The following is a 23596-nucleotide window of genomic DNA, read 5'->3' on the forward strand; positions in this document are numbered from 1 at the left end:
CGCTGGCCGCGATGGCGTCGCTCATTCCGCTGTCCGTGGGCACCGATGCCACCCGCCTGTTCGGCGCCATCGCGTTGGCCACCGCCGGTGGCACCGTCGCCGGCACGCTCGGCGTGATGTTCGTCATGCCGGCGTTACTGGTGGGGCGGCGCGTGCGGCGGGCACGAGCTGTAGTGCCTGCCGCAGCATCGTAGGTTCACGCGAAGTTCGCGAAGGGCCGCGAAGAGTCGCGAAGAACAACAAAAGAAAAGTCTTTGCCGTTGCTGTGCTTCGCGTGCCTTCGCGATCTTCGCGCCCTTCGCGTGAACCGCTGACGTCTGACGTCTGACGTCTACTTGTGCGACAACGTCCACACGTACGCCGCCACCGCTTGGATCTGCGGATCCGTGAGCGCCATGCGGCCGCCGCGGGCGCCCATCGGGTTCGGATGCGTCGGGTCCTTGATCTTCTCCTTCGGCACGCCGCTCACGATCGTGGCGACGATCTCCTCGAAGCTGCCCGTCGTCATCTGCAGGAACTTCGGGCCGGCCAGCGACGGCGCATTCGTGGCGCCGACGCCGCCCTTGCCGTGGCAGCGGGCGCACGAGCCGTTGTTGAAGATGGAGTCGCCCATGGCCACCGCGGCGGCCGTGACCGCCGCCGGCTTGGCGGCCTTGGCATCGGCCTTCGGGCTGAGGTTGGCCTTGCCGCCGCCGGATGATTTGCAGGCGACCGCGAGCGTGGACAGCACAGTGAGCGTAACGAGACGACGCATGAGCGGAGAGGGCTGAAGGGGGAGGAAGGGGACCGACCGAAAAGTGCAGTGTGCGGTCGGAAACGGCTATCTTTTGCGCATGACCACTATCGCGTTTCTCGGCACGGGGCTGCTCGGTAGCGGCTTCGTGGAAGCCGCCTGCCAGCGCGGCGATACGGTGACGGTATGGAACCGCACCATCGACAAGGCCCGCGCCCTCGAGTCGTTTGGCGCCATCGTCGCCGACACACCGGCCGATGCGGTGCGCGGTGCCACCCGCGTACATCTGGTGCTCAAGGATGATGCGGTCGTGGAAGACGTCATCGCACAGCTGCGCGCCGGGCTCGCCCCCGACGCGATCATCGTGGATCACACCACCACGCAGCCGGCGCTCACCGCCGAACGCGCCACGCGCCTCAACGCCGACGGCGTGCACTATCTGCACTGCCCCGTCTTCATCGGGCCGGCCGCCGCGCGACTGAGTCAGGGCATCATCCTCGCCGCCGGCCCCGCCGCACTCTACGAATCGGTCAAAGACGCGCTTGCCGCCATGGCCGTGCGCGTGGAGTACTTCGGCGAGCGCAATGATCTCGCGGCGGCCTACAAGCTCATGGGCAACGCCTTCATCATCGGCATGGGCGCCCTGCTCAGCGACGTGTACAGCATTGCCAAGGGCACCGACATCACGCCCACCGACGCGCTCAAGCTTCTCGAGTTCTTCAATCCCGGCAACATCCTGCAGGGGCGTGGGCGCACCATGGCGGCGGGCAAGTTCGACGCGAGCTTCGAGCTCACGATGGCCCGCAAGGACATTCGCCTCATGATGGAGACGGCGGGCGACCTGCCGCTCGCCGTGCTGCCGTCGCTCGCGGCCCGCATGGATGCCGTGATCGCCGAAGGCTTCGGCGCCCGCGACTTCGCCGTGATCGCGAAAGACGCGATCGCCGGAACGAGCGCCTAGCCCGGAGTACCGTGGCAACCGGAAGCGAGGGGTGGGGTAACGGATTATCGTTCGTGACCTCCCCCCCCACTCTCCGCCTATGCGCACTTCCTACGCCCTCGCGCTGCTGGCCTCGGCCGCCCTCCCCGTCGCCGCCCAGCAGCCCAGCCGTACGCTCGCCAAGCCGCTCGCCGAATACAGCGAGCCGTTCTCGCAGATTGCCGCCGTCCGTGAGTTGAAGGACGGCCGGTTGCTGGTCGTCGACAGCCGCGACAAGCTCGTGCAGCTCGTCAACCTCACCGCCAACAGCGCCACCAAGGTCGGCCGCGAGGGATCGGGACCCGGCGAGTACGGACTGCCCACGCAGTTGTTCGCGCTCCCCGGCGACAGCAGCGTGATCTTCGATCCGCTCAACCAGCGCTACCTCATGGTGCACCCCGACGGCAAGCCGGGTGTGTCGTTCCGCGTGGGCGACGAGCCGTCGCCGCCGCCGCGTCCACAGGCGGGCCAGCGCCCCGAGGGCGGCGGGCCGGTCATGCGGATCGGTGGGCTGGGGTTCGGCATGCCGCGCGCCTCCGATGCGCGCGGACGCCTCTACTTTGAAGGCGGCGGTATCTCGATGGGTCCGAACGGACCCGTCACGGCCGATACCGCCCCGATTGTGCGGTACGATCGCGCCACCAAGTCCGTGGACACCCTGGCCTGGGTGAACCTGCCCAAGAACAACGCCTCGGTGAAATCCAGCGGCAGTGGCGGCAACCAGCGCATGGAAGTGCGGATCGGGGGACGGACGCCGTATTCGGCGCGCGATGCCTGGACGGTGCTCCCCAACGGCACCGTGGTGATCGCCCGGGTCGGCGACTATCACCTCGATCTCATCTCCCCCACGCGGGCCGTCACCCGTGGCGCCGCGGTCGCGTTCTCGCCGGTCAAGGTCGGCAGCGCCGAAAAGCAGGAGTTCCGCGATCAGTCGAAGAACGCGGGTGGCATCATGATCATGCGCACCGAAGGCGGCCCCGGCGGCTCCCAGAACCGCGCCAGCACAGCGCCACCACCGTTCGAGGAGCCGACCGAGTGGCCCGCGACGAAGCCGCCGTTCAATTCGAACGGCATCTTCTCCACGCCTACGGGAGAGATCTGGGTCGCCCGCAATCGCGCCGCCTCCGATCCGATCCCGACCTACGATGTCTTTTCGGCGGCGGGAAAGCTGACCGGCAAGGTCGTGTTGCCCAAGCAGACCCGTGTGATCGGCTTCGGCGCGGGCGGCGCGGTCTACACGATCCGGGTGGACGATGACGACCTGCAGTACCTCCAGCGCTTCCGGGGCTGAGCCGGACCCGCTAACGTTCGCTCGTCGTCGTTCTGAACCCTTGCGAGGCCATTCATGCCGTTTTTCTCACATCCCGCCAACGCCGATTGGCTCCTGCCCATCGTCAAGCTGCCGCTGACGCTCATCTCGGCGATCTTCAGCGGGATTATTGCGATCGGCCCCATCGGTCAGGTCGCGCTGGTCGCGATCATCATCGCGCTGTACGCCAAGAACATCATGGGTCCGGCGCGCCCGTAGGGGCACACGCGACACGATCCGCACGGCCCGCCGCGACCCTGTCGAGGCGGGCCGTGACGTTTTCGGCCGGTTCGGCCGAACTGCGGCCTGCGGCATCTCCGAGCAGCGTTCGCTCACGCGTTCTGGTCGGGCTACCCTGAACGCGAGGTTTCACGGCAGGCGCCACCCCGTTCGCCGCGCGATGAGAAAGCCGACGGCGGCGAGGAAGGACAGCATCGAGATCGGCGGCAGATGGCCGGGCCAGTGTGCCGGATCGATCCAGGAGGGGTAGCCGAGCGCCAGCACATGCAGGGCCGACAGCGCCAGGATCCATTGCCCCGCCCCCGGGACCAGGCTCCCCGATCCCAATACGTCGCTCGGCTGGCTCGCAAGGCGCATCATGATGAGGCCCGCGACAGCCCCGGCCAGCATCGACCACTCGCCCGCGGCGGTCAACGTCCCGCGCGCGTCGAACAGTTTGCCGAGGTAGGCCGGGGTCAGGACGATGAGGGAGAGCACCACGTGCAGCAGCACGAGCGCGGCGCCGACGGCGCCGAGGGCCGTACGTCGCGACCCATTCGTCACCATTGATGAACCGGTCACCACGAGCGCCGTCACCGAGATCGCCTTGTTCGACAGGAAGACCGGCAACTGCGAGGGGGGGACGGACCCGAAGACTGTGTAGCGGACGACCGCGTAGGTGAGGGTCAGTAGAAAGACCCGAGCAGCGATGATCCAGCGTCGTTCCATGTCGGTGATGCGGTCTGGTGAGGGGCAGTCGCGGGTCATGTCGCCGCTGGTGACCGCGCGGCCAAACGGCCGCCAACGGGTTGGATACGTGGAGGAGCGGGACGAAACTCGTCAATATCTGGAAATTTATTGACAACGTCATGTCTGAGCCCGAATCTAGTCCAAGCTCCGCCGCCCGGGTTGCTTGAGGCGCCCGATGCGGTGCTACTTCGTGGTCTCGTTCGAAATCGCCTGCCTCCCTCCCCGCAGTGCGACGCGCTCCTCCCCTCACCCGCATAGAGGTCCTGATGCGCTTCCGCCGATATGTTGGCGGCCAAGCTTTCGCGGCGCTGTTCGCTGCTATAGCCGCTGCCGGCACGCTGATGCCCACCGTCACCGAGGCGCAAGGCGCGCTCGGCACGGTCCGTGGTACGGTTACGAACAGTGCCACGGGCGCGCCGTTGGCGAACGTGCAGATCGCGATTCCGGGCACGATGCTGGGCGCGATCACGAGCGCGAGTGGCGCGTTCACCATCGCCTCCGTTCCCGCGGGCAATCAGGTCGCGCGCGCGCGACTGATCGGCTACCAGCCGGTCGACAAGCCGATCGTGGTGACGGCGGGCGCGACCACGACGGTCACGTTCGCCCTCACGGTGAGTGCGCTGTCGCTCGATGAAGTCGTCGTCACCGGCACCGGCGGTTCGGCCCGCAAGCGTGAAGTCGGCAACTCGATCGCCCAGGTCAAGATCGCCGAGGTGCCGGAAATCCCCTCGAACGTGACCAACCTGCTCTCGGGCCGGTTGGCCGGTGTCACGGTCGGCGGTGGCGTCGGTAACGCCGGCAGCGGTTCCGCCATCCGCCTGCGCGGCACCACCTCCGTGTCGCTGACCAACCAGCCGCTCATTTTCATTGACGGCGTGCGTACGCGCAGCGACGAGTATCCGCGCAACGGCATCTTCACCGGCACCACGCAGCGCGGTGCCAACTCGAACTCCAGCCCGCTCAACGACATCAACCCGGACGATATCGATCGCATCGAAATCGTGAAGGGTGCGGCTGCCGCCACGCTGTACGGCACCGATGCCGCCGCCGGCGTGATCCAGATCTTCACCAAGCGTGGTGCGGGTGGCGCGGCCAAGTGGCAGGTGCGCTTCAACGGCGGCGTGAGCAGCCTGCAGAAGTTCGGTACCGACTCGGTGCCGCTGCTGTTCATGGATCCGTTCCTGCGCAACAGCGAAGGGTCCGGCTGGATCCCCGGCCTCGACAACTATGCGGCGCGTTACGGCACGCAGGTTCAGGTGTCGGGCGGTACGGGCGACAATCTCAAGTACCTGCTCTCCACCAACATCGAAAACGTCGACGGCGTGCTGCCCAACGACCGGGACCGCAAGTATCAGGTGCGGGCCAATCTCGACTTCCAGCCAATGAAGAAGCTGGCGATGAATTGGAGCAGTGCCTACACCAACAATCTCATCGATCAGACGCCCGCCGGTAACAACGCGCAGGGTCTCACGCTCAACGCCTTCCGCCGCGACCGCAATTACTTCGGTAACGCCAACCCGGACACGATCCGCAAGGTGCTGGCGCAGCAGCTGGCCACGAACATCGATCGCTTGATCATGGGTCTCACCAGCACGTGGACCCCCTTCACGCGATTCTCCAGCCGGCTCACGGTGGGCCTCGACCGCGCGGCGCTCGAGAACCGCAACGTGCGCCCCTTCGGATTCCCGGCGGCGCCGCTCGGCGTCATCCAGAACCAGCGCTGGTCCAACGTCACCCTGAGCACCGACTGGGTGAACAACTACGATTTCAATCTTGGCAGTGATCTCAAGGTCACCGCGTCGGCCGGTACGCAGTACGTCAATTCCAATGTCGGTGATGTCGTCGCGCTGGCCGAGAACTTCGCCACGCCGTCTGATCCGACGGTGCAGAGCGGCGCCATCAAGAACGCCGACGAGAACCGGCAGCGCGTCATCACGGGCGGCGCGTTCGGTACGATTCTCATGGGCTTCAAGGACCGCTACTTCGTGACCGTCGGCGGTCGAATCGACGGCAACAGCGCGTTCGGTAAGGACTTCGGTCTCCAGTTCTATCCGAAGATCAACGGCTCCTGGGTGCTGTCCGAGGAGTCGTTCTGGAAGGAGAAGTACGGCACGCTCAAGCTGCGTGGTGCCTTCGGTTCGGCCGGCCGTGCACCGGGCGCCTTTGCCGCCGTGCGGACGTACAATCAGGTGGGTTGGGGCACCACCACCGCCGTGCGCCCCGCCAATCTTGGCAATCCCGACCTGGGCCCGGAGCGTACCACCGAACTCGAACTTGGCTTCGATCAGACGCTGTTCAGCGGTCGGACCTCTGTCGACTTCACCTACTTCAACGCCACCACCACCGACGCCCTGTTCAGCGTGCGGTCGGTTCCCAGTGAGGGCTTTCTCGCCAACGCGCTCCGCAACGTCGGTGAGATGAACAAGTCGGGCATCGAGCTGGCAGTCAACCACGATGTGATCAATCGTGAATCGTGGGGGCTGAAAGCCGGCGTCAACCTCACCACGAACGACAGCAGAGTGGTCAGCCTGGGCGGCGCGCCGGCCTTCACCGTCGGGAACTCCGGCTGGGTGGTGGAAGGCAAGCAGGCACCCGTCGTGCGCGGTAAGCTCATTCGCAATGCCGACGCGCGCGGCGTTGCGCCGGATACCGTGTCGAACCACGACTTCGGCCCGAGCCAGCCCACCAGGATCATCGGTGGCAACATCAACATCCGCGGCTGGAAGAACGTCAGCTTGTCGGTGCGCGGCGAGTACCAGGGTGGCGCCTTCATCGAAGAGGGTGCGTCGTTCAACGCGCTGTCCCGCTCCGTGCTCTGGCCCACCTGTTTCGACGCCTATGCCAACATTGCCGCGGGCAAGCCGATCACGGCACGCGAAACGCTCACCTGCATTCCGGCCAACGTCCGTACGGACATGTTCATCTTCCCGGCGGATTTCTTCCGCATTCGGGATATCTCGCTCACCGTGCCGCTGGGCAAGCTGATTCCGCGCACGGCGAGCAGCACCTTCGTGTTCTCGGCGCAGAATCTCTTCCGCCGGAACTTCGGCATGCCGCTGTTCGACCCCGAGATGACGAACAACGATTCGTTCAACGCGACTGTGCGCGGCATCAACGAGCAGATCCCGGCACCCGCGATCTTCCAGATGTCACTCCGCATCTCTTACTGAGGAACGTGCTGATGCTTACTTCGAATTCCTCAGGACGCGCGACGATGTCGCGACGCGTACTGCGCGTTGCCGCACCGCTCTGCGTGCTGGCCGGTGTGTCTGGCTGTGCGCTCGACGCCGTCAACCCCGGACCGATCCGCGCCGAGGCGCTCAACACGCCGTCCGCGCTGGCGTCGCTGGTGAACGGCGCTGGCCGCGACCTGGCCGAGGCGCTGAACTGGACCTCGTACACCGGTGGCGCCGCCACCCGTGAAATTTTTCCCGCCGGTTCCACAGCGGCTTTCGGCATCTCCGTGCTGCACCAGAATGGTAAGCTGGTCGACAATGACGGCGACACCTGGTGGAACTTTGCGCAGCGCGCCCGCTGGACCTCCGAAGACGCCGCCACACGCATCAAGTCGGTGCTCGGGACCACGGCCGGGAGCAGCGCCACTTTGGCGCAGGCGCTGGTATGGGCGGGGTTCTCGAATCGACATCTCGGCGAGAACTTCTGTGAAGGCGTCATCAACGGTGGCGCGCCTGGCCCGCACACGGTGTACTTCGAGCGCGCCGAGGCGAACTTCACCGAAGCGATCGCGGTGGCGACGGCCGCGAACAACGCCAATCTCGTTTCGGCGGCCACGGCTGGTCGGGCATCGGTGCGGTTGCTGCGCAACAACACGGCCGGTGCCGCAACGGATGCGGCGACGGTGGCAAGCACGTTCGCGTATCGCATGCCGTACTACCAGAACGAACTCGATCAGTACAACCGGATCTTCTGGGCCAGCGCGAATCAGCCGTATCGCGCCCACACGGTGTGGAACACGTACATCGAGCCCTATCGTCGGGCCACGCGCGATCCGCGGGTCCCCTTCGATAGCAGCCTGACCATCCTCGTGGGCGATGCGGCCGTCGGTTCCTTGGGCCGCGTGCGCTGGTATTTCCAGACCAAGTACCCCACGCTCACGTCCCCCATCAACCTTGCAACGGGCTGGGAGATGCGTCTGATCGAGGCGGAAGTGAAGCTCATCGCGGGTGATCTCGCCGGTGCGCTCACCTCGATCAACGGGCGTCGCACCGCCCTGTCGTTGGCTCCGGTCACGGCCGCCAGCCTCACGGAAGGGTGGGCGGCACTCAAGCGTGAGCGCGGCATTGAGCTGTGGCTGGAAGCGCGTCGTCTGGGTGATCTGCGTCGCTGGGCGGCGCTCAACCGCCCGGGGGCACTTGACGCCAAGGAAGAAATTCCGGGGCGGGATCTGTGCTTCGCCACGCCGCTGTCCGAGAAGCAGACGAACCTCAATTTTCCGCGCTAACCTTACGGTGCCGCGTCACGGCACCATCGTTGGTGTGTGTTAATGACGTGGCGCCCCAAGTTCGGGGCGCCACGTTTGGTTTCCCCCTAGACCGACACAGGAGATGCAGTCGATGCGATTGCCCGTTCTCACGATGCTGGCGCTACTGCTTGCGGGAAGCCGCGCCGGCGCGCAACCGGCGGCGGCCAAGGCCGCACCACCGGTATTCATCGACGAGCTGACATGGATGGAAATCCGTGACCGCATGCTCGCCGGGACCAAGACGGTGATCATCGGCACGGCCGGGCAGGAGCAGAAAGGCCCGCATATGGTGACCGGCGAACACAAGTATGTGTTGCAACACACCACCGAGCGCATCGCACGTACGCTCGGCGACGCGTTGATCGCACCGATCATCACCTATGTGCCTGAAGGCAGCTGGGAGATGCCCCTTCGCGGGCACATGGCGAAGGCGGGATCGATCACGCTGCCCGAAGATCGCTTCATCGAACTGCTCGTGCACGCCGCCAAGAGCCTGCGTGCTGGTGGCTTCACGACGGTCATCCTGATTGGCGATTCCGGCGGCAACCAGAACGGCATGAAGGCCGCCGCCGACCAGCTCAATGCGGCCTGGAAAGACACCGGTGCCCGCGCGCTGTTCATCGGCGACTATTACACGAAATCCACCGCAGATATTCGCACCTATCTCGGCAGCCTCGGCTTCCCGATGGAGGCCATCGGCAGTCACGCCGGCATGGTGGACACATCCGAACTGCTGTTCGTGAATCCGGCGCTCGTGCGTCGCGATCGTCTTGCACCGGGTGGCGGCTTCCCTGACAGCGGCGTGAATGGCGATCCCACCAAAGCCACCGCGACGCTCGGCAAGGCACTGGTACAGATCAAGATCGATAATGCGTTGGCGCAGATTCGTGCGCTGCGCGCCACCACGGGAGGCTTCTGATGCGCAGACTACTGGTGACCGCGCTCGTCGCGGTGGGGACGACCTCCGCGCTTCAGGCGCAGGAGCGCCCGAACCTGCTGGCCGCACCGTATCTCGAGGCCATGACGTGGACCGAGATTCGCGACGCCATTCAGGGCGGCAAGCGCGTAGCCATCATCCCCACCGGTGGTACCGAGCAGAACGGTCCGCACATGGTGATGGGCAAGCACAATTACATCGTCACCTTCGCCGCCGGGCAGATCGCGCAGCGACTGGGTAACGCGCTGGTGGCGCCCACGGTGCAGTACGTGCCGGAGGGCGACTACACGCGCCCGAACTTCGGCGAGAAGCCCGGGGTCATTTCGCTGCCGTCGCCCAGCTACGATCGGTTGCTCGATGCCGCGGTGCGATCGCTGCGCGTGTCGGGATTCACCGATATCCTGCTGATCGGGGACAGCGGTGGCAACCAGGCAGGTCTTACGGCGGTGGCGAACACACTCAACGCGGAGTGGGCAGGGACCGGCGTGCGCGTCTACGCGCTGGTGGATTACTACCAGAAGGGGCGCATTCAGATTCGCGACTATCTGAAGGCTACGTATGGGTGGGACGAGCAGATGGTCGGCTCGCACGCCGGTACCAGCGACACGTCGCAGTTGCTCTACGTGTTCGGCGACGGGATCCGGCTCGACAAGCTCATGCCCAACGGCGGCGGTCCCGACGCTGGCGTGACCGGCGATCCGACCAAGGCCTCGGCGGCCATCGGCAAGATCGCCGTCGATCAGAAAGTGAATGCGGCGTTGGCCCAGTATCGGGCCTTGAAGGGCGGCACGCCGTAGCGACGTCGCGACGGTCATTCAGAAGAAACGCCCCGCGGCAACCATGGTTGCCGCGGGGCGTTCTCTCGTCGAGCACGGCGAGGATCGCGCCGGACAGACGGTGTGCGCAACGACGTACTAACGCCCGCGCAGAATACCATACGCATTGGGAGCGCGATCCAACGGCCCTGCCCACCAGATACGGGCGCCAATCTGGTCGCGCAGCGTCACCGGCACGTCGGTGAGCGTCAGCAGGCGCCCGTCCGCCAAGCGCAACGCGACGCCGGCGCCGGCGCGCTCGAGCACACCGTCGACCGCGTCAATACCGTTCACACGTCGCACGGCGAAATCGCGCACGTTGAACCGCGCGACGGGGCGCGCGCCGCCGTCCGGCGAGAGCGGCACACCGCGCACCATGATCTCGAGCCCGGCGGCCGCGCGCACGGCGTCGAGCGAATCGCCCACGAGCAGCCACCCGCTACCATCGACGGCCGTCAACTCCACCATCGTGAGCGGCTCACTACCGGTGATCGCGACGATGCCGCGCAGCGTGTCCGTCACCGGCGGGCCGTTACGTGCGGTTGTCGGTCCGGCGCGTCGGCATCCCGCCAGCAGGGCCACCCCCGACGCGCCAACGAGGGCCAGGACGCCGAGCCGCCGCCACGGCACGCGACGCGGCATCGTCACTGCAGGCGCAGGATGGACAGGCGCAGATTCGTGGACGGCGCCCCTCCGGTCGCTCCGCGCAATTGCAGCAGCTGCGCCCCGGTGACTGAGCCCGAGAGCGAGCCCGAGAGCTCGAAGTACGCATGGGCACCGCCGCGCAATCCCGTGCGCGTCGTCTCGAACGCACCGAAGGGCACCGCGACCGGGGCGATCGGGAACGGCGTGTTCCACCGCGTGCTCCATCCCGGATCGGCGTTCAGGCCGGCGTAGATGTCCCGCAGGTTCCAGGTCGGAACGATGACATCGGCGTTCGCGGTGCCAAGGCCGGGATAGTCGTCGGCATACAAGGCGAGTCCCCAGCCGCCGATCAGGCGCTCCATCGGCACGCCGGACACGGCGGCCAGGTTCACCGTGCCGTTTGTCGTACTATTGGTGAGCGCGCCGAGGAAGGCGGCGTCACTCGCGCCGTAGCGGTCGATCGCATAGCGCACCAACGACCAGACGGTCTGATAGAACACCGACCCCGACTGCCCGGTGGCATCGCCGTACGGCGACCAGTTCCACGGCTCGAGCAGCTTTGGCCGGATCTCATTGAACTGACGCCGCATGCCGTAGCTCGGCCGGCGCAGCGCATCGGCCGCGTTGCACGTCGCATTGAGTGGGTTGAAGTCGCAGAACACGCCATTCGTGCCCGCGCTGCCGTAGCCGATGTTTCCCTTCCACGGCACACGATGCAGTGATGCGCGGACCCAGATTTCCTCGGCGTGACGCGCCGTGCCTTCCTCCAGCCACGACGTCTCGAACGAGGGGGCGCCATTCGCCACGCGCGCCGACAGCGACGCGATGTGCTTCACCTCATGCACGACGGTGCGCGCCATGAAGTAAAACCAACCATCGGGGAACGCCGTGCTGTTCACGTTCGAGCCCGCGCTGGTCGGCACCGTACCATAGAACAGCTCACCGACATTGCTGGCGGCGCGATTCGTCGTGTTACGCAGCGATTGATCGCACGAGGTCACATACGCGGCAGCGCCGGTGCCGTTCAACTTCTGGGTGAACACCATGTGCAGCCGCCCGTCGTTATCGAGCAACGCATCGCGCCGTAGCGGATCGCCGAACGTGCGGCGGATCGCCTCGTACTGGTCGTCGTCGAAGATCTGTCCGAGCCGGGCATAGAATCCGGCCAGGGCGGTGTCGCCGGTCGATTGCAGCGTGTTGGCCGAGTCCTCCCAGATGATCGCACGCGTACCGATGTAGATCGCCCGGCCGCGGAAGGTGTTGGTGGAGTCGGTGCAGCCCCCGAAGTTGTAGTAGAACGAGCGCATGTCACCAACGGCCGGCGATGCGACGGTGCGTGCCGGAGCTCCTCCGGGCGCCACGGTGCGCACCGGCCGTTCACGAAACGCGCCACTGGCCTGCAACGACGCATACAAGGCCCGCTCCCGTTCGAGATGCGCGAAGTGGGCATCCACCGGCAGATTCGCCGGCGGTCTCGTGGTCGATTCGCGCGCCACAGGAGCGGCGACTCGTGCGATGGCCGCGCCTGGCGACGGCGTGTTGCCGGCCAGTTGGAAGTCGGTCAGCGTGTTCGCGCTGGTGGCCGCACTCGACACTACCACCAGATAGCGGGCCGCCGCCGACACCGACGTGAGCTCGTTGCACACGCTGGCCTCGGCTGCCGTGAGAATCACTGACTCGCCGCGACTCAACGCCCGCGCCGTCGTCGTGAGCGGGGCGGACAGCGGCGCGCTGGCTCCCAGCGCCGTGCTGGCCTGAATCGTGACCGTGCCGCTGTTCACGCACGGCACCACGAACGTGAGCTGCGTGGACGACACGCTGACCACGGTGGCCGGCGTGCCGCGCACGGTCACGGTCGTGCCCGGGGACTCGGCGAACCCTATGCCCGTGAGGGTGGCGGTCTGGCCGGGCGTCAGCGTGACGGGGGAAACGCTCGCCAGAATGGGCGCCTGCGATGCCGTGATGGTGACCGTCACACTGCCACTGCGCCCCTCGCTGGTCGCGGTAATGTTCACCGCGCCAGCGGTCAGTGCGGTCAGTACGCCGGAGCCCGACACCGACGCCCTGGTGGGATCGCTCGACGTCCAGGCAATGGTCCGTCCGCTCAACGCGCCGCCCACACTGTCGCGTGTGGCGGCGGACAGCTGGAGCGTCTGCCCGATCGGCACGAGCGCCGACGGCGCGGACACGAGCACGCTCGCCACGGGCACGGGAAGTACCGACAGCGTGGCGGTGCCCGTGCGCCCTTCACTGGACGCTGAAATGGTCACCGGGCCCACGCCGAGCGCTGTGACGACGCCAGTGCCGGACACCGTCGCGCGGGACGCCTCGCTCGACGACCAGGTGACGTCCCGGCCGGACAACAGCCCGCCGACGCTGTCCCGCGGGGCGGCGGCGAGCTGCAGCGACTGACCTACCAGCAGCGTACTCGCCGTGGGCGTCACGCTCACGCTCGCCACGGGGACGGGAAGGACCGCAATCGTGGCGGCGCCGCTCGCGCCTTCGCTGCTGGCGGTGATCGTGGTCGACCCGACCGCGACGGCCGAGAACAGTCCGGCGTCCGACACCGTGCCGACGGCCGCATTCGAGGAGCTCCAGCGCACCACCCGCCCGGTGAGTGGCGCACCGCTGGCCGACCGGGCTGCAGCCGACAGTTGCACCGACTGCCCGACCAACACCGTGGCCGGGACCGCCGCAACGACTACCGAAGCAACGGGGGGCGGCGCAGTCGGCCCGTCGTCACCACCACCACAGGCCGCCAGCAGCAGGGCGGCCAAGCCGCCTGCTGCGAGCGACCGACTCAGCAGGACACGCAACGGTGATTATTCTTCGCGCCGAGCTTCTCGAGCAGCGCGACCGTGTCCAGATACGGAGAGATGCGCTGCACCGGGCCGTTGGCCATGTCCACCGTGGTCTGTCCCGTGCGCGCCACCGCCTTCACGTCGGCGCCCTTCGAGATCAGGTACTCGATCATCGCGTTATCGCCCCGCGCGGCCGCATGGTGCAACGGGGTGTAGCCGTTGAAGTCGCGCGCATTCACGTCGAACTTCAGTTCTTCGACCAGAAAGCGCACCGCGGGCATCCAGCCGTCTGGGGTATGTCGGTGATCGTTGGCCGCAAAGCCTTGACCGTAGCCCACGCCGGCCGCCGCGTGAATCGCGAACACGCCCAAGCCGCCCTCGGGAATCGGCGCAAGCCCCGACGGATCTTCACGGGTCACGGCCACCGCACCACGACGCGCGCGGGGCTTGGGCTTGATCGTCGCGATCATGGGGTCGGCACCGGCCGCCAGCAGCAACTTCATGGCGGGCACGTCGGTCGCGTACGCCGCGCGGAAGAACGGCGTGGCGCCGGAGAAGTCGACGCCGAGATTGTCGCGGTTGTACGTGGTGTACCAAAGCGACTTCACGAGGCGTGCGTTGGGATTCGCTTTGGCCTTCAGCAGCGCATCGACCACATCCAGATACGTGGCGTTTTGCTGCAATTGAAACGCCGGCTGCGGCGTACGCGTCGACGGCGCCCACTCCTTGTTCAACACCGCAAAGAGCGGGGCCGCGCCCGCGTCGCTGGCCAGGTTCGGATTCCCTCCGCGCTTGATCAGCCGCATCACGAGATCATAGTGGCCGTTGATCGCGGCCATCAGCATCGGGCTCGTGTGATCACCGGCGCTCACCTGATCGATGTTTGCTCCGCCATCGAGCAGCGCGTCGACGGCGGACACCTGTCCTTCGCGCACCGCGAGCAGCAGGGCCGTATGGCCGCCCTGCACGCCGAGCTGGTCGTTGTACGCCGGGTTGTCATCGTCCAAGCCACGACCACCCTGCGCGGCCAGGCGAGCCTCTTCGGCGGCGGCCGCAGCGGCCGCTCCCTCGAGGGCCGCCTTCGTGGCGGCCTGCACCTCGACTTCGCGAGACGCCTTCACCGCCGCCTGTACCTGCTGCGGATTCGGCATCCAGTTCGGATTCTTGGTCTGCCCTTGCGCCTCGCGCAGCTGCGCGAGCACGGCATCCCGTTTCGCCTTGGCCTGACGGTCCTGCGCTGCGGCGGCCATGATGTCCACGGTCTTGGCCGTGATGGCCGGGTCTGCGCCGGCCTTCAGCAGGGTGCGCACCGCGTCGGCGCGGCCGCGTGCCGCAGCCGCCATCAGGGCGGTCTGCCCCCACGCCGGTTCTTTCGCGTTCACATCGGCGCCCGCGGCGATCAACGCCGTGATCGTGCCGGGAACCCCGGCAACGGCCGCGAGATGCAAGGGCGTCGCCCCGTCGGTGGTGGTGGCGCGTGCATCGGCCTTCGCGGCCAGCAGGGCACGCACCACGCCGGTGGCGCCGCTCTGGCTCGCCACGTGGAGCGGCGTGTATCCGCCGATCCGCGTGGTCGCGGTCAGGCGCGCCTTGGCGCGCAGCAGCACCACGGCGAGCGCCGAGTCGCCGCGATTGGCCGCCCAGTGCAACGCCGTCATGCCGTCGCCCTGCGCCACGTTCACGTCGATACCGGTCGCCACCAGCGCACGTACCGTGGCCCCGTCGCCACGCATGGCCGCATCGGCCACCGGTGTCGAAGGCGGCAGCGCCACAGGAAGCGCCACAGGAAGTCCCCCGGGAAGACCCAACGCGATCACCCCGATCACCTTCAGCATCGCTCGATTCATGTGCCCTTCGCTCCGCGCGGGAAACAGGTCAAAGACAGATTAGAACGCGAACTCGCCGGTGCTGTCGCCGAACGTGTTGATGTCGTCCATGCCGAGCTTGTGCATCAGACTGAGCATCACGTTGGCCATCGGCGTCCCGTCGGGCGCCTTGAGGTGCTGGTTGCCCGACGCCAGGCCGTGGCCGCCGCCGAGCAGAATCAGCGGGCAGCGACGGTGGTTGTGCGTGTTGCTGTCCGACATCGGCGAGCCGTACATGATCGTGGTCTTGTCGAGCAGCGGGGTGTCGCCATCCATCGTCGTCTTGAGCTTGTCGAGCAGGTACGGCAGCAGGCTCACATGGTAGCGGTTGATCTCCGCGAACTCGCGCACGCGCGCCGGGTTGTTGCCATGGTGCGATGCCGGGTGGAAGCCCGTCGCCACGCCGCTGTCGGGATACACGCGGGCCGAGGCATCGCGGCCCATCTTGAACGAGAACACGCGCGTCATGTCGCTCTGCAGTGCGAGCACCTGCAGGTCGAACATGATCTTCACATGATCCGTGAAGGAATCCGGCACGCCCGCCGGCGCCCCGGCGAGCTCGCGCTCCTCACCGGAGGCATTGCGCGCTTCGACCTGCTGAATGCGCCGCTCGATCTCACGGATGTTCTCGAGGTACTGCTCCATGCGACGCCGGTCGCCGGCGCCAAGCTGACGATTGAGCTGCGACACGCGTCCGGTGATCCAGTCGAGCACACTGCCGGTGCTGCGCGTGCGATCGGCGCGCTCCGCCGGCGTGCCGCCGGTACCGAAGAGCTGCTCGAACGCCACGCGCGGATCACGGATCATCGGCAGCGGTTCGGTGGGCGAGCTCCAGCTGATCGAGTCGGTGTACATGCACGAGTAGCCGTAGGCGCAGCCGCCGGCGCGATCGAGCGGCTCGATGCACAGCTGCATCGACGGAATCGGGGTGGCCTGACCGAATCGCTGCGCGTACAGCTGATCGAGCGACGTGCCCGCGAAGATGTCCGAGCCCTCGGTCTGCGTTGGATGCGCCTGCGTGAGAAACACGGCGCTCGACCGGAAATGGTCACCGCCGATCTCTTCCGACTTGTACGCTTCCGCCATGCGCACGTCGGTATTGCTCACGATCGTGAGATACTTGCGCCACGATTCCAGCGGCGACAACGATGTCGCGCTCAGATCGAAGGCACGTCCGGCCGTGGGCGGCGCCCAGAGGTGTTCCGTCAGGCCGAACGGGCTGCAGCCGGCCGCCCCGTGCACCATCTCGAGACAGAGCAGGCGCGCCGGATTGGCCGGTGCGCTCGACGCGAAGGCCGTCGTGGGGATCATCGCGTCCAGATACGGAAGCGCGACCATGGTGCCGAGTCCCTTGAGGAACGTACGGCGCGGCAGTGGTTGGCGGCTGATGAACGCCATGAGGCGACTCCTTACTTGGACGACGGGGACGACGCGCCGGATGACGCGTCGGTGGCTTTCGGAATGGCGCTTTCCGCGCGCTGCATGCGGAAGGCGGGACTGCGAACGACGCCGAGGATGTAGGCGGACATGCGATGGTCCTGCTTGGCGGCGTCGCGTACGATCCCGCGTACCGTCGGCATGTCGTACGCTTCGATGCGACGTCCGATGGCATACGCCATCAGGTTGCGCGTGAACGTGCGCAGCAGGGCATCCTCGCGCCGAAGCAGGGCCCGCTGCAGTTCGGCGACGGTGCTGGCCGTGCTGCCATCCCACAGATCGCCGCGCGAGTCGATCGGCATGCCGTTGTCGCGCACGCGCAGACGGCCCGTGACGTCGTACTGCTCCATCGCGAGCCCGATCGGGTCCATCATCTTGTGGCAGCTGGCACACGCCGGGCTCTTGCGGTGCTGCTCCATCCGTTCACGCACCGTGAGCATACGCCCCGACGCGCTCCCGGGGGTGGCTTCCAAATCCGGTACCCCCGGCGGCGGCGGTGGTGGTGGTGAATTCAGCATGACTTCCATCACCCACTTGCCGCGCTCCACCGCCGACGTGCGACCGGCGTGCGAGGTCAGCGTGAGGACACTGGCGTGCGACAAGATGCCGCGCCGTCCGGCGTCAGGATACGCCACCCGCCGGAACGACGGGCCGACGATGTTGGGGATGCCGTAGTGCTGCGCCAGCCGTTCGTTCACGAACGTGTAGTCGGCGCGATACAGGTCGAGCAACGGACGATCGCGGCGCACGAGATCGTCGAAGAACAGCTCGGTTTCCTGTCGCATCGCACCGCGCAGCTGCTCGTCGAAATCCGGATACTGCCGGATGTCGGGCTGCACGATGTCGAGATCGGGCAAGCGCAGCCACTGCGCCGCGAAGCGGGTGGACAGCGCCTTCGCCCGCGGGTCGCCCAGCATGCGGCGAACCTCGCGCTCGAGTCCGGCCGTTTGCGAGAGCGTGCCGCGGCTGGCGGCGGTGAGCAGCGCCTGATCGGGCGGCGCCGACCACAGGAAGAACGACAGCCGCGAGGCGAGGTCGATGTCGCGCAGCTTGTAGTTCGCACCGGCCGCGACGTCGCGCGGCGCCTGTTCGAAGCGGAAGACAAAATCAGGACTGGCCAGAATGCCCTCGAGGGCGGTGCGTACGCCGCTCTCGAAGTTTCCACCCTTGCGGCCCGCGTCGTACAGCGACATCAGCCCGGCACGATCTTCATCGGTGAGCGGACGGCGATACGCCATCGTGCCCAGGCGATTCACGATCGACAGCGCACACGGCCGTTCGGCGGTCACCGTGGCAGGACGGCAGCTGAAGATGTTGCGACGCACTGGTGTGTCGGAGACGCCGGTCACCGCGTACGGGCCATTCACCGTGAGTTCGCGCAGGTGCGGCAGCAGAGAAAACCCGTAGGCCACCGCATTCGATGTGCTGTTGAGCGAATACTTGAGCGGGCTGATGAGATCCTGCACGACGCCCTGAAACGCCGGCGGCACGAATGCGGCGGCGATCCTGTGCGGGCCGGCCGTGACGCGCACGCGCTCACTCCCCATCTGCACGCCGTTCGGGTCGGACGCATGCATGAAGCGGTCGATGCCGAGCAGCGCGACGCGCTCGCCATCGACGGAAATCTCGATCTGTTCGCCGCGGGCCAGACCGCCGGCAAAGGCGCCCGTGGTCTCGTGGAAGAAGTTCACATCAAAGCGGTACTCGCCATCGGCGGGGAACGTGTGCAGTACGACCATGCCGCCACGCGAGCCGAACGGCGTGCCCTCCACGTGGTCTACCTGCGAGGCCATCTTGGGCATCGTATACGTGTTCGACGCGGCGCTCGCGCCGGCGTTCCCGATCGCCAACCGGCTCAGATCGCTCGCCGCGCGCAGGTACGCGCTCAGCAGCGTGGGCGACAGCGCCTGCACATCGGCGATGTTGTCGAAATTGTCGCTCTTGGTGTCGGGCGGGAGATACGCGGTGGCATCGACCTCGAGCTTCAGCAAGTCGGCGATCGCCGCGCGATACTCGGCGCGGTTCAGTCGCTGGAAGGTGCGACGGCCGGGATTCGGATGCGCGAAGGCGCTGGCGTCGAGCTGCCGTTCGAGCGAGGTCACCAGCGCATCGAGCGTGTCGGCGCTCGGGCGCGCCGATCCCACCGGCGGCATCATCCCGGAGCGTAGTTTCGCCACCACCTTTTCGGCGACATCGGCCTTCGCGTCGGGGGCCCCAACGTCAAAGTCGGCCAGCGACAGGTTGCCGCGCCGCATGGTGGGGTTATGGCACTTTTGGCAATACTGCTTGACGACCCCGTTGAGCTCCGCCGGCGCCATCCGCGCCACCGGCGGCGACTTGGGGGCACCAGCGCGGCGCGCGACGGGGCGGGGCAACACCGGATGCCCCACGGCGCGGGGCGCCGGTGGCGGATCGGTGGGCCGAGAATCGCTATGGCCGGGAAGGGCGACGGCGAATGAGAGCGTGACCGCCAGTGCGGAGATCGCCTTCATGCCTGACCTCATGCGGGGGAGGGAACTGCGGGGGGATCGACGGGAAGAAACGGCAGATAGCAACGTTCGGGCGAAAACCGACGAAAGGCAAGAAGAAAACGCGGCGGCGAACCAACCCGTTGACGGCCCGTCCCCGAGGGCTGAGCTTCCAGCGGCGGCGCCGTACCAGCCGTCCTCACTCGGCCCCCGGAGTTTCCCCCGTGCTGCGCTCCTTCGTTCCCCTGCTGGCGTTCGGCTGTGTCCTGATGGGTCCATCCCGACTACTCCACGGACAGGCCGCCCCGCCGCCGGCCACGGCGCCGGTCGCCGCCGCGCCCCACCCCGACAGCGTCGCGGCCATGATGCCCTTCGCCAAGGCGCATGCGGCCCTGAACACCCTCCGGGAGCGCGCCGATGCCGAGTATGCCGACCCCAAGAACAAAAAGCCTGAGGTCCTGGCCGAACTGCGCGGCAAGTACCGCCTGGAGCGGGACCGGGCGCTGACGGCGCAGGGGCTCACCGAGGCCAGCTACGGCGCACTCACCCGGCGCATCAGCAGCGACGACGCGGCGCGCTTCGCGTTCGAGGCGGCCTTGGCCAAGGTCACCGCCAAGTAGCGCGTCAGCCGCGGGCTCGGCGTCCGGCGAACCAGGCGACCGCGCCGACCGCCACACCCGCCGGCACCAGCCATCGCGTCGCGTCGGCAATGGCCGCGACCTCCGGGTATCGCGCGCCGATCCCGCGCAGTGCCCACGCCACGACCAGGGGGAACAGCCAGTTGCCGCGCTCCCACGCCATGAGCGCGCCGAGCACCGTGGCCACGAACATCATCGCCACCGCCCACGTCGACTCCGCTATGCCGAAGCCATTCCACTGCACGGCGTGGGCGAACTGAAAGCTGTTCGCGATCAGCGCCACCGAGATCCACGCGAGGTAGATGTCCTGCGGCCAGACGAGGAAGGCCTGTTCGGCCAGCGAGGCGCGGTCCGCGCCCGCTCGCCCGCCGCGCACGCGTTCCCCGATCGCGATCAGCGTGACGAGGAATATGACCATCACCAGCAGCGCCAGCGCGAACTGTCCGAACGAAAAGAGGGAGATCCACGCCACGTTCAGCGCACCGGTCACCGCCCACCAGATGCCGAGGCGCTGCACGGCCCGCTCGGCACCGGCCGTGGGCAGCGCCTGGTAGATCGCTGAGGCGATGAGCCCGAGGTAGATCAGGCTCCAGATGCCGAACACGTAGTCGGCCGGCAGGAAGAGCGAGCGGTAGCGGTTGGCGAGCACGCCAATCGAGTCTCCGCTCATCGCGCCCGAGGCGGCGAGGCCATTGAGTGCGATGACCACCACGAGGGCGAGGACATTGCCTGCCTTCTTGCGTGCCAGAGACATGAGCGGGGGACTAAAGGGGGAAAGGCAGCGCGCGCTATCGAGCTGCAGGATAACATTCCGGAGATGGCAGGCCGCTCAATGACGCGTCGGTGGCGTCTCAATCTTCGGAGGATGATCGGATGTACGGAATTTTGATTGGCACGCACAACCTGCTGGCGTGGGCGGTCCTCGTCGTCGGGGGCCTGGTGATCGCGCGGGCGATCAGCCGACAGGCCACGTGGTCGGACGCCGACACCGGTCTGGTGCGACGGCTGACCCTGCTCGTGCATCTGCAGCTGGTGGCCGGCCTCGGCCTGTGGTTCGTGAGTCCGGCCGTCGCCGCCGCGCGGGCCTCGATGGGCGACACCATGAAAGATCCGGCGCTGCGCCGGCTGGTGGTGGAGCACCCGTTCCTGATGGTGCTGGCGGTCATCGCCGCGACCGTGTCGGGGGTGCTCGTCAAGAAGGGCGCGGCCCCGGCCGCCAAGGCCAAGCGGGCGCTGATCGGCACGCTGGTCACGCTGGCGCTGGTCGCGGCGGTGATCCCATGGCAGCGACTCGTCACGAAGTGGACCGTGGGCTGAGCGGCGCCGGTCCGAAACACAAAGAACCCCGCAGCGACCGAAGTCGTTGCGGGGTCTCTATTTATATCAGTCGGGGCGACAGGATTCGAACCTGCGACCTCGTGCTCCCGAAGCAGGAGAGCGGGATCCGGGGCCGCGACAGACGCGACACGTCACTCGCCTTCTCTTGTACTGTGTAGCACTTGGTGCTACACTCTTGGAATGGCTGGCGCGCCCCGACCCTCCCGCACGTTCAAGACTGCCTGGTTCGCCAAGGCGGCCCGAAAGGCGGGAATCGATAACGACGAGCTGTGCCGGGCCGTGAGGCAGGCCGAGGCGGGGCGGTGCGACGACCTGGGTGGCGGCGTGTACAAGAAGCGAGTGAGTCGGAACCTCTACCGGAGCATCATCCTGGCCAAGGGTGGTCGTCACTGGGTGCTGACCTTCCTATTCGCCAAGAAAGACCGGGCGAACATCGATGCCGCCGAGCTGATGGCGTTTCGAACGCTGGCCAACGGATACGAAAAGCTGACGGCGGCGCAGCTCACGGCGCTGCTCAAGACCAAGGAACTCGAGGAGATCTGTCATGGCGACCAAGCGTAAGTACAAGAGCGACGCCTTCGAGGCGATTCACTCCGCCGCCGCCGCGCTCCACCAAGTGGGTGCCATCGGCAAGACCACGATGCGCCAGTTCGACGAGGTCGCGCTCAGCGCCCCAGAGCCGCTCGCACCCGGGCAGATAAAGAAGCTCCGTGAGCAGGCCAAGGTCAGTCAGGCCGTGTTCGCCCGGCGGCTGAACACGAGCGCCAGCACCGTAGAGAAGTGGGAGACCGGCGCGAAGCGGCCGAGCGGCGTCGCGCTCAAGATGCTCGCGGTAGTGAAGAAGCACGGGCTGGCAGTGTTGGATTAACCCGCTGCTGCACCGTCAGCAAATGTGCGTTTGGAAACTTTGGCCTCTTGGTGCTGTCGCGCTCGCAATTCTCGTAGCGCGCACCGTTGGCGCTCAACAGCGAGAGCTCGTGCGCGGAACGGTACGCAGCACTACCGGAGACTCCATCCCAAACGCGCGCGTGCACGCGCGCGGGCTAGGAATCGACACCATCGTGCGTACCGATTTCAGAGGACGCTTCTCGGTTGTGCTTCCGCGAGGCCGCGCGCAGTTAGTCACGACTATGCTGGGGTTCATGCCGGATTCTGCAAGTTTCGAGATTCTCGGCGGCGATGCTTTGTTTAGCGTGCAGCTGAGACGGCTGGCGCAGCAGATCGCCGAGGTTGCGGTGCGCGCTGACGCGTGGATCGGCATACGCGGCGTCGTCGGCGACGAGCAAACAATGGCTCCGCTCGCCGGCGTGCAGATCCGGTCGATGAAACGCGACGTGCGCGTTGTCACGGACAGCCTCGGTCGCTTTGAGTTCCCCTTGCCAAAGGCCGAACTCTCCACTCTCCAGCTTAGCCACGCGGGATACATCTCCCGCCCCGCCATGAGCAGGGTACAACGAGGCGACACTACGTCGCTGGTATTGCTCATGAAGCGTGGAGAGGACCCCAAACAGCTTCGCTTCGCGCTGTCTGACCTCAGTCACCGAATGGCGTGGGCAGGTATCGGAACGCTTGTGGCTAACCGGGCGCAGCTTACGCGCTACGGTGCGCGGACTCTGGAAGACGGCATATCTCGATCGGGACTCTTGACTCAACGTGGCATACAGCTGACTCGCCCAATCTGCTTATTCGTAAACGGCGAGGCCCAGCCGAATCGGCCACTCTGGTCGATCGAGCTCGCCAGCGTGGACTTCATTAGAGGTATGGGGCCGCAACACAGAACAGTTCGGTTCCTTTCAAGCATGCTGGCCCGGCGGTCGGTGCGGTGCTGCCGCCACGACTCATCGCGGAGGCGGTCCATGGGTTTCAGTGTGGCTCATAAGCCAGTAGTGACGAACCCATCGCGCATTCCTCTCAACTGGACCGATCTGATAGCATGAAGGGGTTGGACACAAAGAACCCCGCAGCGACCGAAGTCGTTGCGGGGTTTCTATTTGTACAGTCGGGGCGACAGGATTTGAACCTGCGACCTCCTGCTCCCGAAGCAGGCGCTCTACCGGGCTAAGCTACGCCCCGTACGATCTCGTGGTGCGACCTGCATCCAAACCACTACGCGCCTAGAAGGACTCGAACCTCCAACCTTCTGATCCGTAGTCAGATGCTCTATCCAATTGAGCTATAG

The 23596-nt window shown here is 66.7% G+C and carries 21 protein-coding genes and 1 tRNA gene; 13 read left to right on the forward strand and 9 right to left on the reverse strand.

The genetic code is table 11. From position 1 onward, the window contains the following. A partial coding sequence (locus ACIRA7_RS08320; protein ID WP_396220384.1) for a hypothetical protein occupies positions 1-194 on the forward strand: 194 nt, incomplete at its 5' end. Positions 195-331: 137 nt separating this feature from the next. Here ACIRA7_RS08320 and ACIRA7_RS08325 read toward each other — a convergent pair. Continuing rightward, positions 332-754 carry a c-type cytochrome gene (locus tag ACIRA7_RS08325; protein ID WP_396220385.1) on the reverse strand — a complete coding sequence of 141 codons (423 nt, stop codon included), beginning with the start codon at positions 752-754 and terminating at the stop codon, positions 332-334. 79 nt (positions 755-833) lie between these two features. Between ACIRA7_RS08325 and ACIRA7_RS08330 the strand changes: the two genes are divergently transcribed. The 3 genes from ACIRA7_RS08330 (at position 834) to ACIRA7_RS08340 (ending at position 3240) form a co-directional block, all read left to right on the forward strand. Further along, positions 834-1694 (forward strand): NAD(P)-dependent oxidoreductase, encoded by an 861-nt coding sequence (locus ACIRA7_RS08330; protein ID WP_396220386.1) that lies wholly within the window; start codon positions 834-836, stop codon positions 1692-1694. A 79-nt stretch (positions 1695-1773) separates the two neighbouring features. Continuing rightward, the gene (locus tag ACIRA7_RS08335) at positions 1774-3003 is read left to right on the forward strand and encodes a hypothetical protein (RefSeq protein ID WP_396220387.1); all 1230 of its coding nucleotides are present in this window, start codon (positions 1774-1776) and stop codon (positions 3001-3003) included. 54 nt (positions 3004-3057) lie between these two features. After that, complete coding sequence (locus ACIRA7_RS08340) at positions 3058-3240, forward strand: hypothetical protein (RefSeq protein ID WP_396220388.1); 183 nt, start codon at positions 3058-3060, stop codon at positions 3238-3240. 150 nt (positions 3241-3390) lie between these two features. Here ACIRA7_RS08340 and ACIRA7_RS08345 read toward each other — a convergent pair whose 3' ends face one another. After that, entirely contained in the window at positions 3391-4008 is a 618-nt protein-coding gene (locus ACIRA7_RS08345; protein ID WP_396220389.1) for a hypothetical protein, read from the reverse strand. A 248-nt stretch (positions 4009-4256) separates the two neighbouring features. On the opposite strand from ACIRA7_RS08345, the gene ACIRA7_RS08350 reads away from it, so the two are divergent. The 4 genes from ACIRA7_RS08350 (at position 4257) to ACIRA7_RS08365 (ending at position 10207) form a co-directional block, all read left to right on the forward strand. Next, entirely contained in the window at positions 4257-7160 is a 2904-nt protein-coding gene (locus ACIRA7_RS08350; RefSeq protein WP_396220390.1) for a TonB-dependent receptor domain-containing protein, read from the forward strand. A 44-nt stretch (positions 7161-7204) separates the two neighbouring features. After that, positions 7205-8452 (forward strand): RagB/SusD family nutrient uptake outer membrane protein, encoded by a 1248-nt coding sequence (locus tag ACIRA7_RS08355; protein WP_396220391.1) that lies wholly within the window; start codon positions 7205-7207, stop codon positions 8450-8452. A gap of 112 nt (positions 8453-8564) precedes the next feature. Further along, the gene (locus ACIRA7_RS08360) at positions 8565-9392 is read left to right on the forward strand and encodes a creatininase family protein (RefSeq protein ID WP_396220392.1); all 828 of its coding nucleotides are present in this window, start codon (positions 8565-8567) and stop codon (positions 9390-9392) included. Further along, complete coding sequence (locus ACIRA7_RS08365; protein WP_396220393.1) at positions 9392-10207, forward strand: creatininase family protein; 816 nt, start codon at positions 9392-9394, stop codon at positions 10205-10207. Before ACIRA7_RS08360 ends, ACIRA7_RS08365 begins: the two co-directional genes overlap by 1 nt. Positions 10208-10324: 117 nt before the next feature. Here the strand turns inward: ACIRA7_RS08365 and ACIRA7_RS08370 are convergent, their stop codons facing one another. Genes ACIRA7_RS08370 through ACIRA7_RS08390 form a run of 5 tightly spaced genes read right to left on the reverse strand, consistent with a single transcriptional unit; the run spans position 10325 to position 19465 of the window. Then, positions 10325-10873, reverse strand: coding sequence for a hypothetical protein (locus ACIRA7_RS08370; RefSeq protein WP_396220394.1), 549 nt, complete (start codon positions 10871-10873; stop codon positions 10325-10327). Beyond that, positions 10870-13686: an Ig-like domain-containing protein gene (locus ACIRA7_RS08375; RefSeq protein ID WP_396220395.1), complete on the reverse strand. Its 2817-nt coding sequence runs from the start codon at positions 13684-13686 to the stop codon at positions 10870-10872. The genes ACIRA7_RS08370 and ACIRA7_RS08375 overlap by 4 nt, the downstream gene beginning before the upstream one ends. After that, positions 13671-15518 (reverse strand): ankyrin repeat domain-containing protein, encoded by a 1848-nt coding sequence (locus ACIRA7_RS08380; protein WP_396220396.1) that lies wholly within the window; start codon positions 15516-15518, stop codon positions 13671-13673. The genes ACIRA7_RS08375 and ACIRA7_RS08380 overlap by 16 nt, the downstream gene beginning before the upstream one ends. A 39-nt stretch (positions 15519-15557) precedes the next feature. Beyond that, the gene (locus tag ACIRA7_RS08385) at positions 15558-16934 is read right to left on the reverse strand and encodes a DUF1552 domain-containing protein (protein ID WP_396220397.1); all 1377 of its coding nucleotides are present in this window, start codon (positions 16932-16934) and stop codon (positions 15558-15560) included. Positions 16935-16945: 11 nt separating this feature from the next. Next, positions 16946-19465, reverse strand: coding sequence for a DUF1592 domain-containing protein (locus ACIRA7_RS08390; RefSeq protein ID WP_396220398.1), 2520 nt, complete (start codon positions 19463-19465; stop codon positions 16946-16948). Between the two features lie 200 nt (positions 19466-19665). Between ACIRA7_RS08390 and ACIRA7_RS08395 the strand changes: the two genes are divergently transcribed. Further along, positions 19666-20061: a hypothetical protein gene (locus tag ACIRA7_RS08395; protein WP_396220399.1), complete on the forward strand. Its 396-nt coding sequence runs from the start codon at positions 19666-19668 to the stop codon at positions 20059-20061. Positions 20062-20065: 4 nt separating this feature from the next. Here ACIRA7_RS08395 and ACIRA7_RS08400 read toward each other — a convergent pair whose 3' ends face one another. After that, entirely contained in the window at positions 20066-20833 is a 768-nt protein-coding gene (locus tag ACIRA7_RS08400; RefSeq protein ID WP_396220400.1) for a tryptophan-rich sensory protein, read from the reverse strand. Positions 20834-20952: 119 nt separating this feature from the next. On the opposite strand from ACIRA7_RS08400, the gene ACIRA7_RS08405 reads away from it, so the two are divergent. The 4 genes from ACIRA7_RS08405 (at position 20953) to ACIRA7_RS08420 (ending at position 23354) form a co-directional block, all read left to right on the forward strand. Continuing rightward, positions 20953-21396: a hypothetical protein gene (locus tag ACIRA7_RS08405; protein WP_396220401.1), complete on the forward strand. Its 444-nt coding sequence runs from the start codon at positions 20953-20955 to the stop codon at positions 21394-21396. A 201-nt stretch (positions 21397-21597) separates the two neighbouring features. Then, the gene (locus ACIRA7_RS08410; protein WP_396220402.1) at positions 21598-21978 is read left to right on the forward strand and encodes a type II toxin-antitoxin system RelE/ParE family toxin; all 381 of its coding nucleotides are present in this window, start codon (positions 21598-21600) and stop codon (positions 21976-21978) included. Further along, positions 21962-22285: a helix-turn-helix domain-containing protein gene (locus ACIRA7_RS08415; protein ID WP_396220403.1), complete on the forward strand. Its 324-nt coding sequence runs from the start codon at positions 21962-21964 to the stop codon at positions 22283-22285. Before ACIRA7_RS08410 ends, ACIRA7_RS08415 begins: the two co-directional genes overlap by 17 nt. Before the next feature lie 22 nt (positions 22286-22307). Beyond that, positions 22308-23354 carry a carboxypeptidase regulatory-like domain-containing protein gene (locus ACIRA7_RS08420; RefSeq protein ID WP_396220404.1) on the forward strand — a complete coding sequence of 349 codons (1047 nt, stop codon included), beginning with the start codon at positions 22308-22310 and terminating at the stop codon, positions 23352-23354. Between the two features lie 62 nt (positions 23355-23416). On the opposite strand, the gene ACIRA7_RS08425 is transcribed toward ACIRA7_RS08420, so the two are convergent. Next, a tRNA-Pro gene (locus ACIRA7_RS08425) sits at positions 23417-23490 on the reverse strand. Positions 23491-23596 lie beyond the last annotated feature (106 nt).

It is taken from the genome of Gemmatimonas sp. (genome assembly GCF_044376735.1).
Lineage (GTDB): Bacteria > Gemmatimonadota > Gemmatimonadetes > Gemmatimonadales > Gemmatimonadaceae > Gemmatimonas.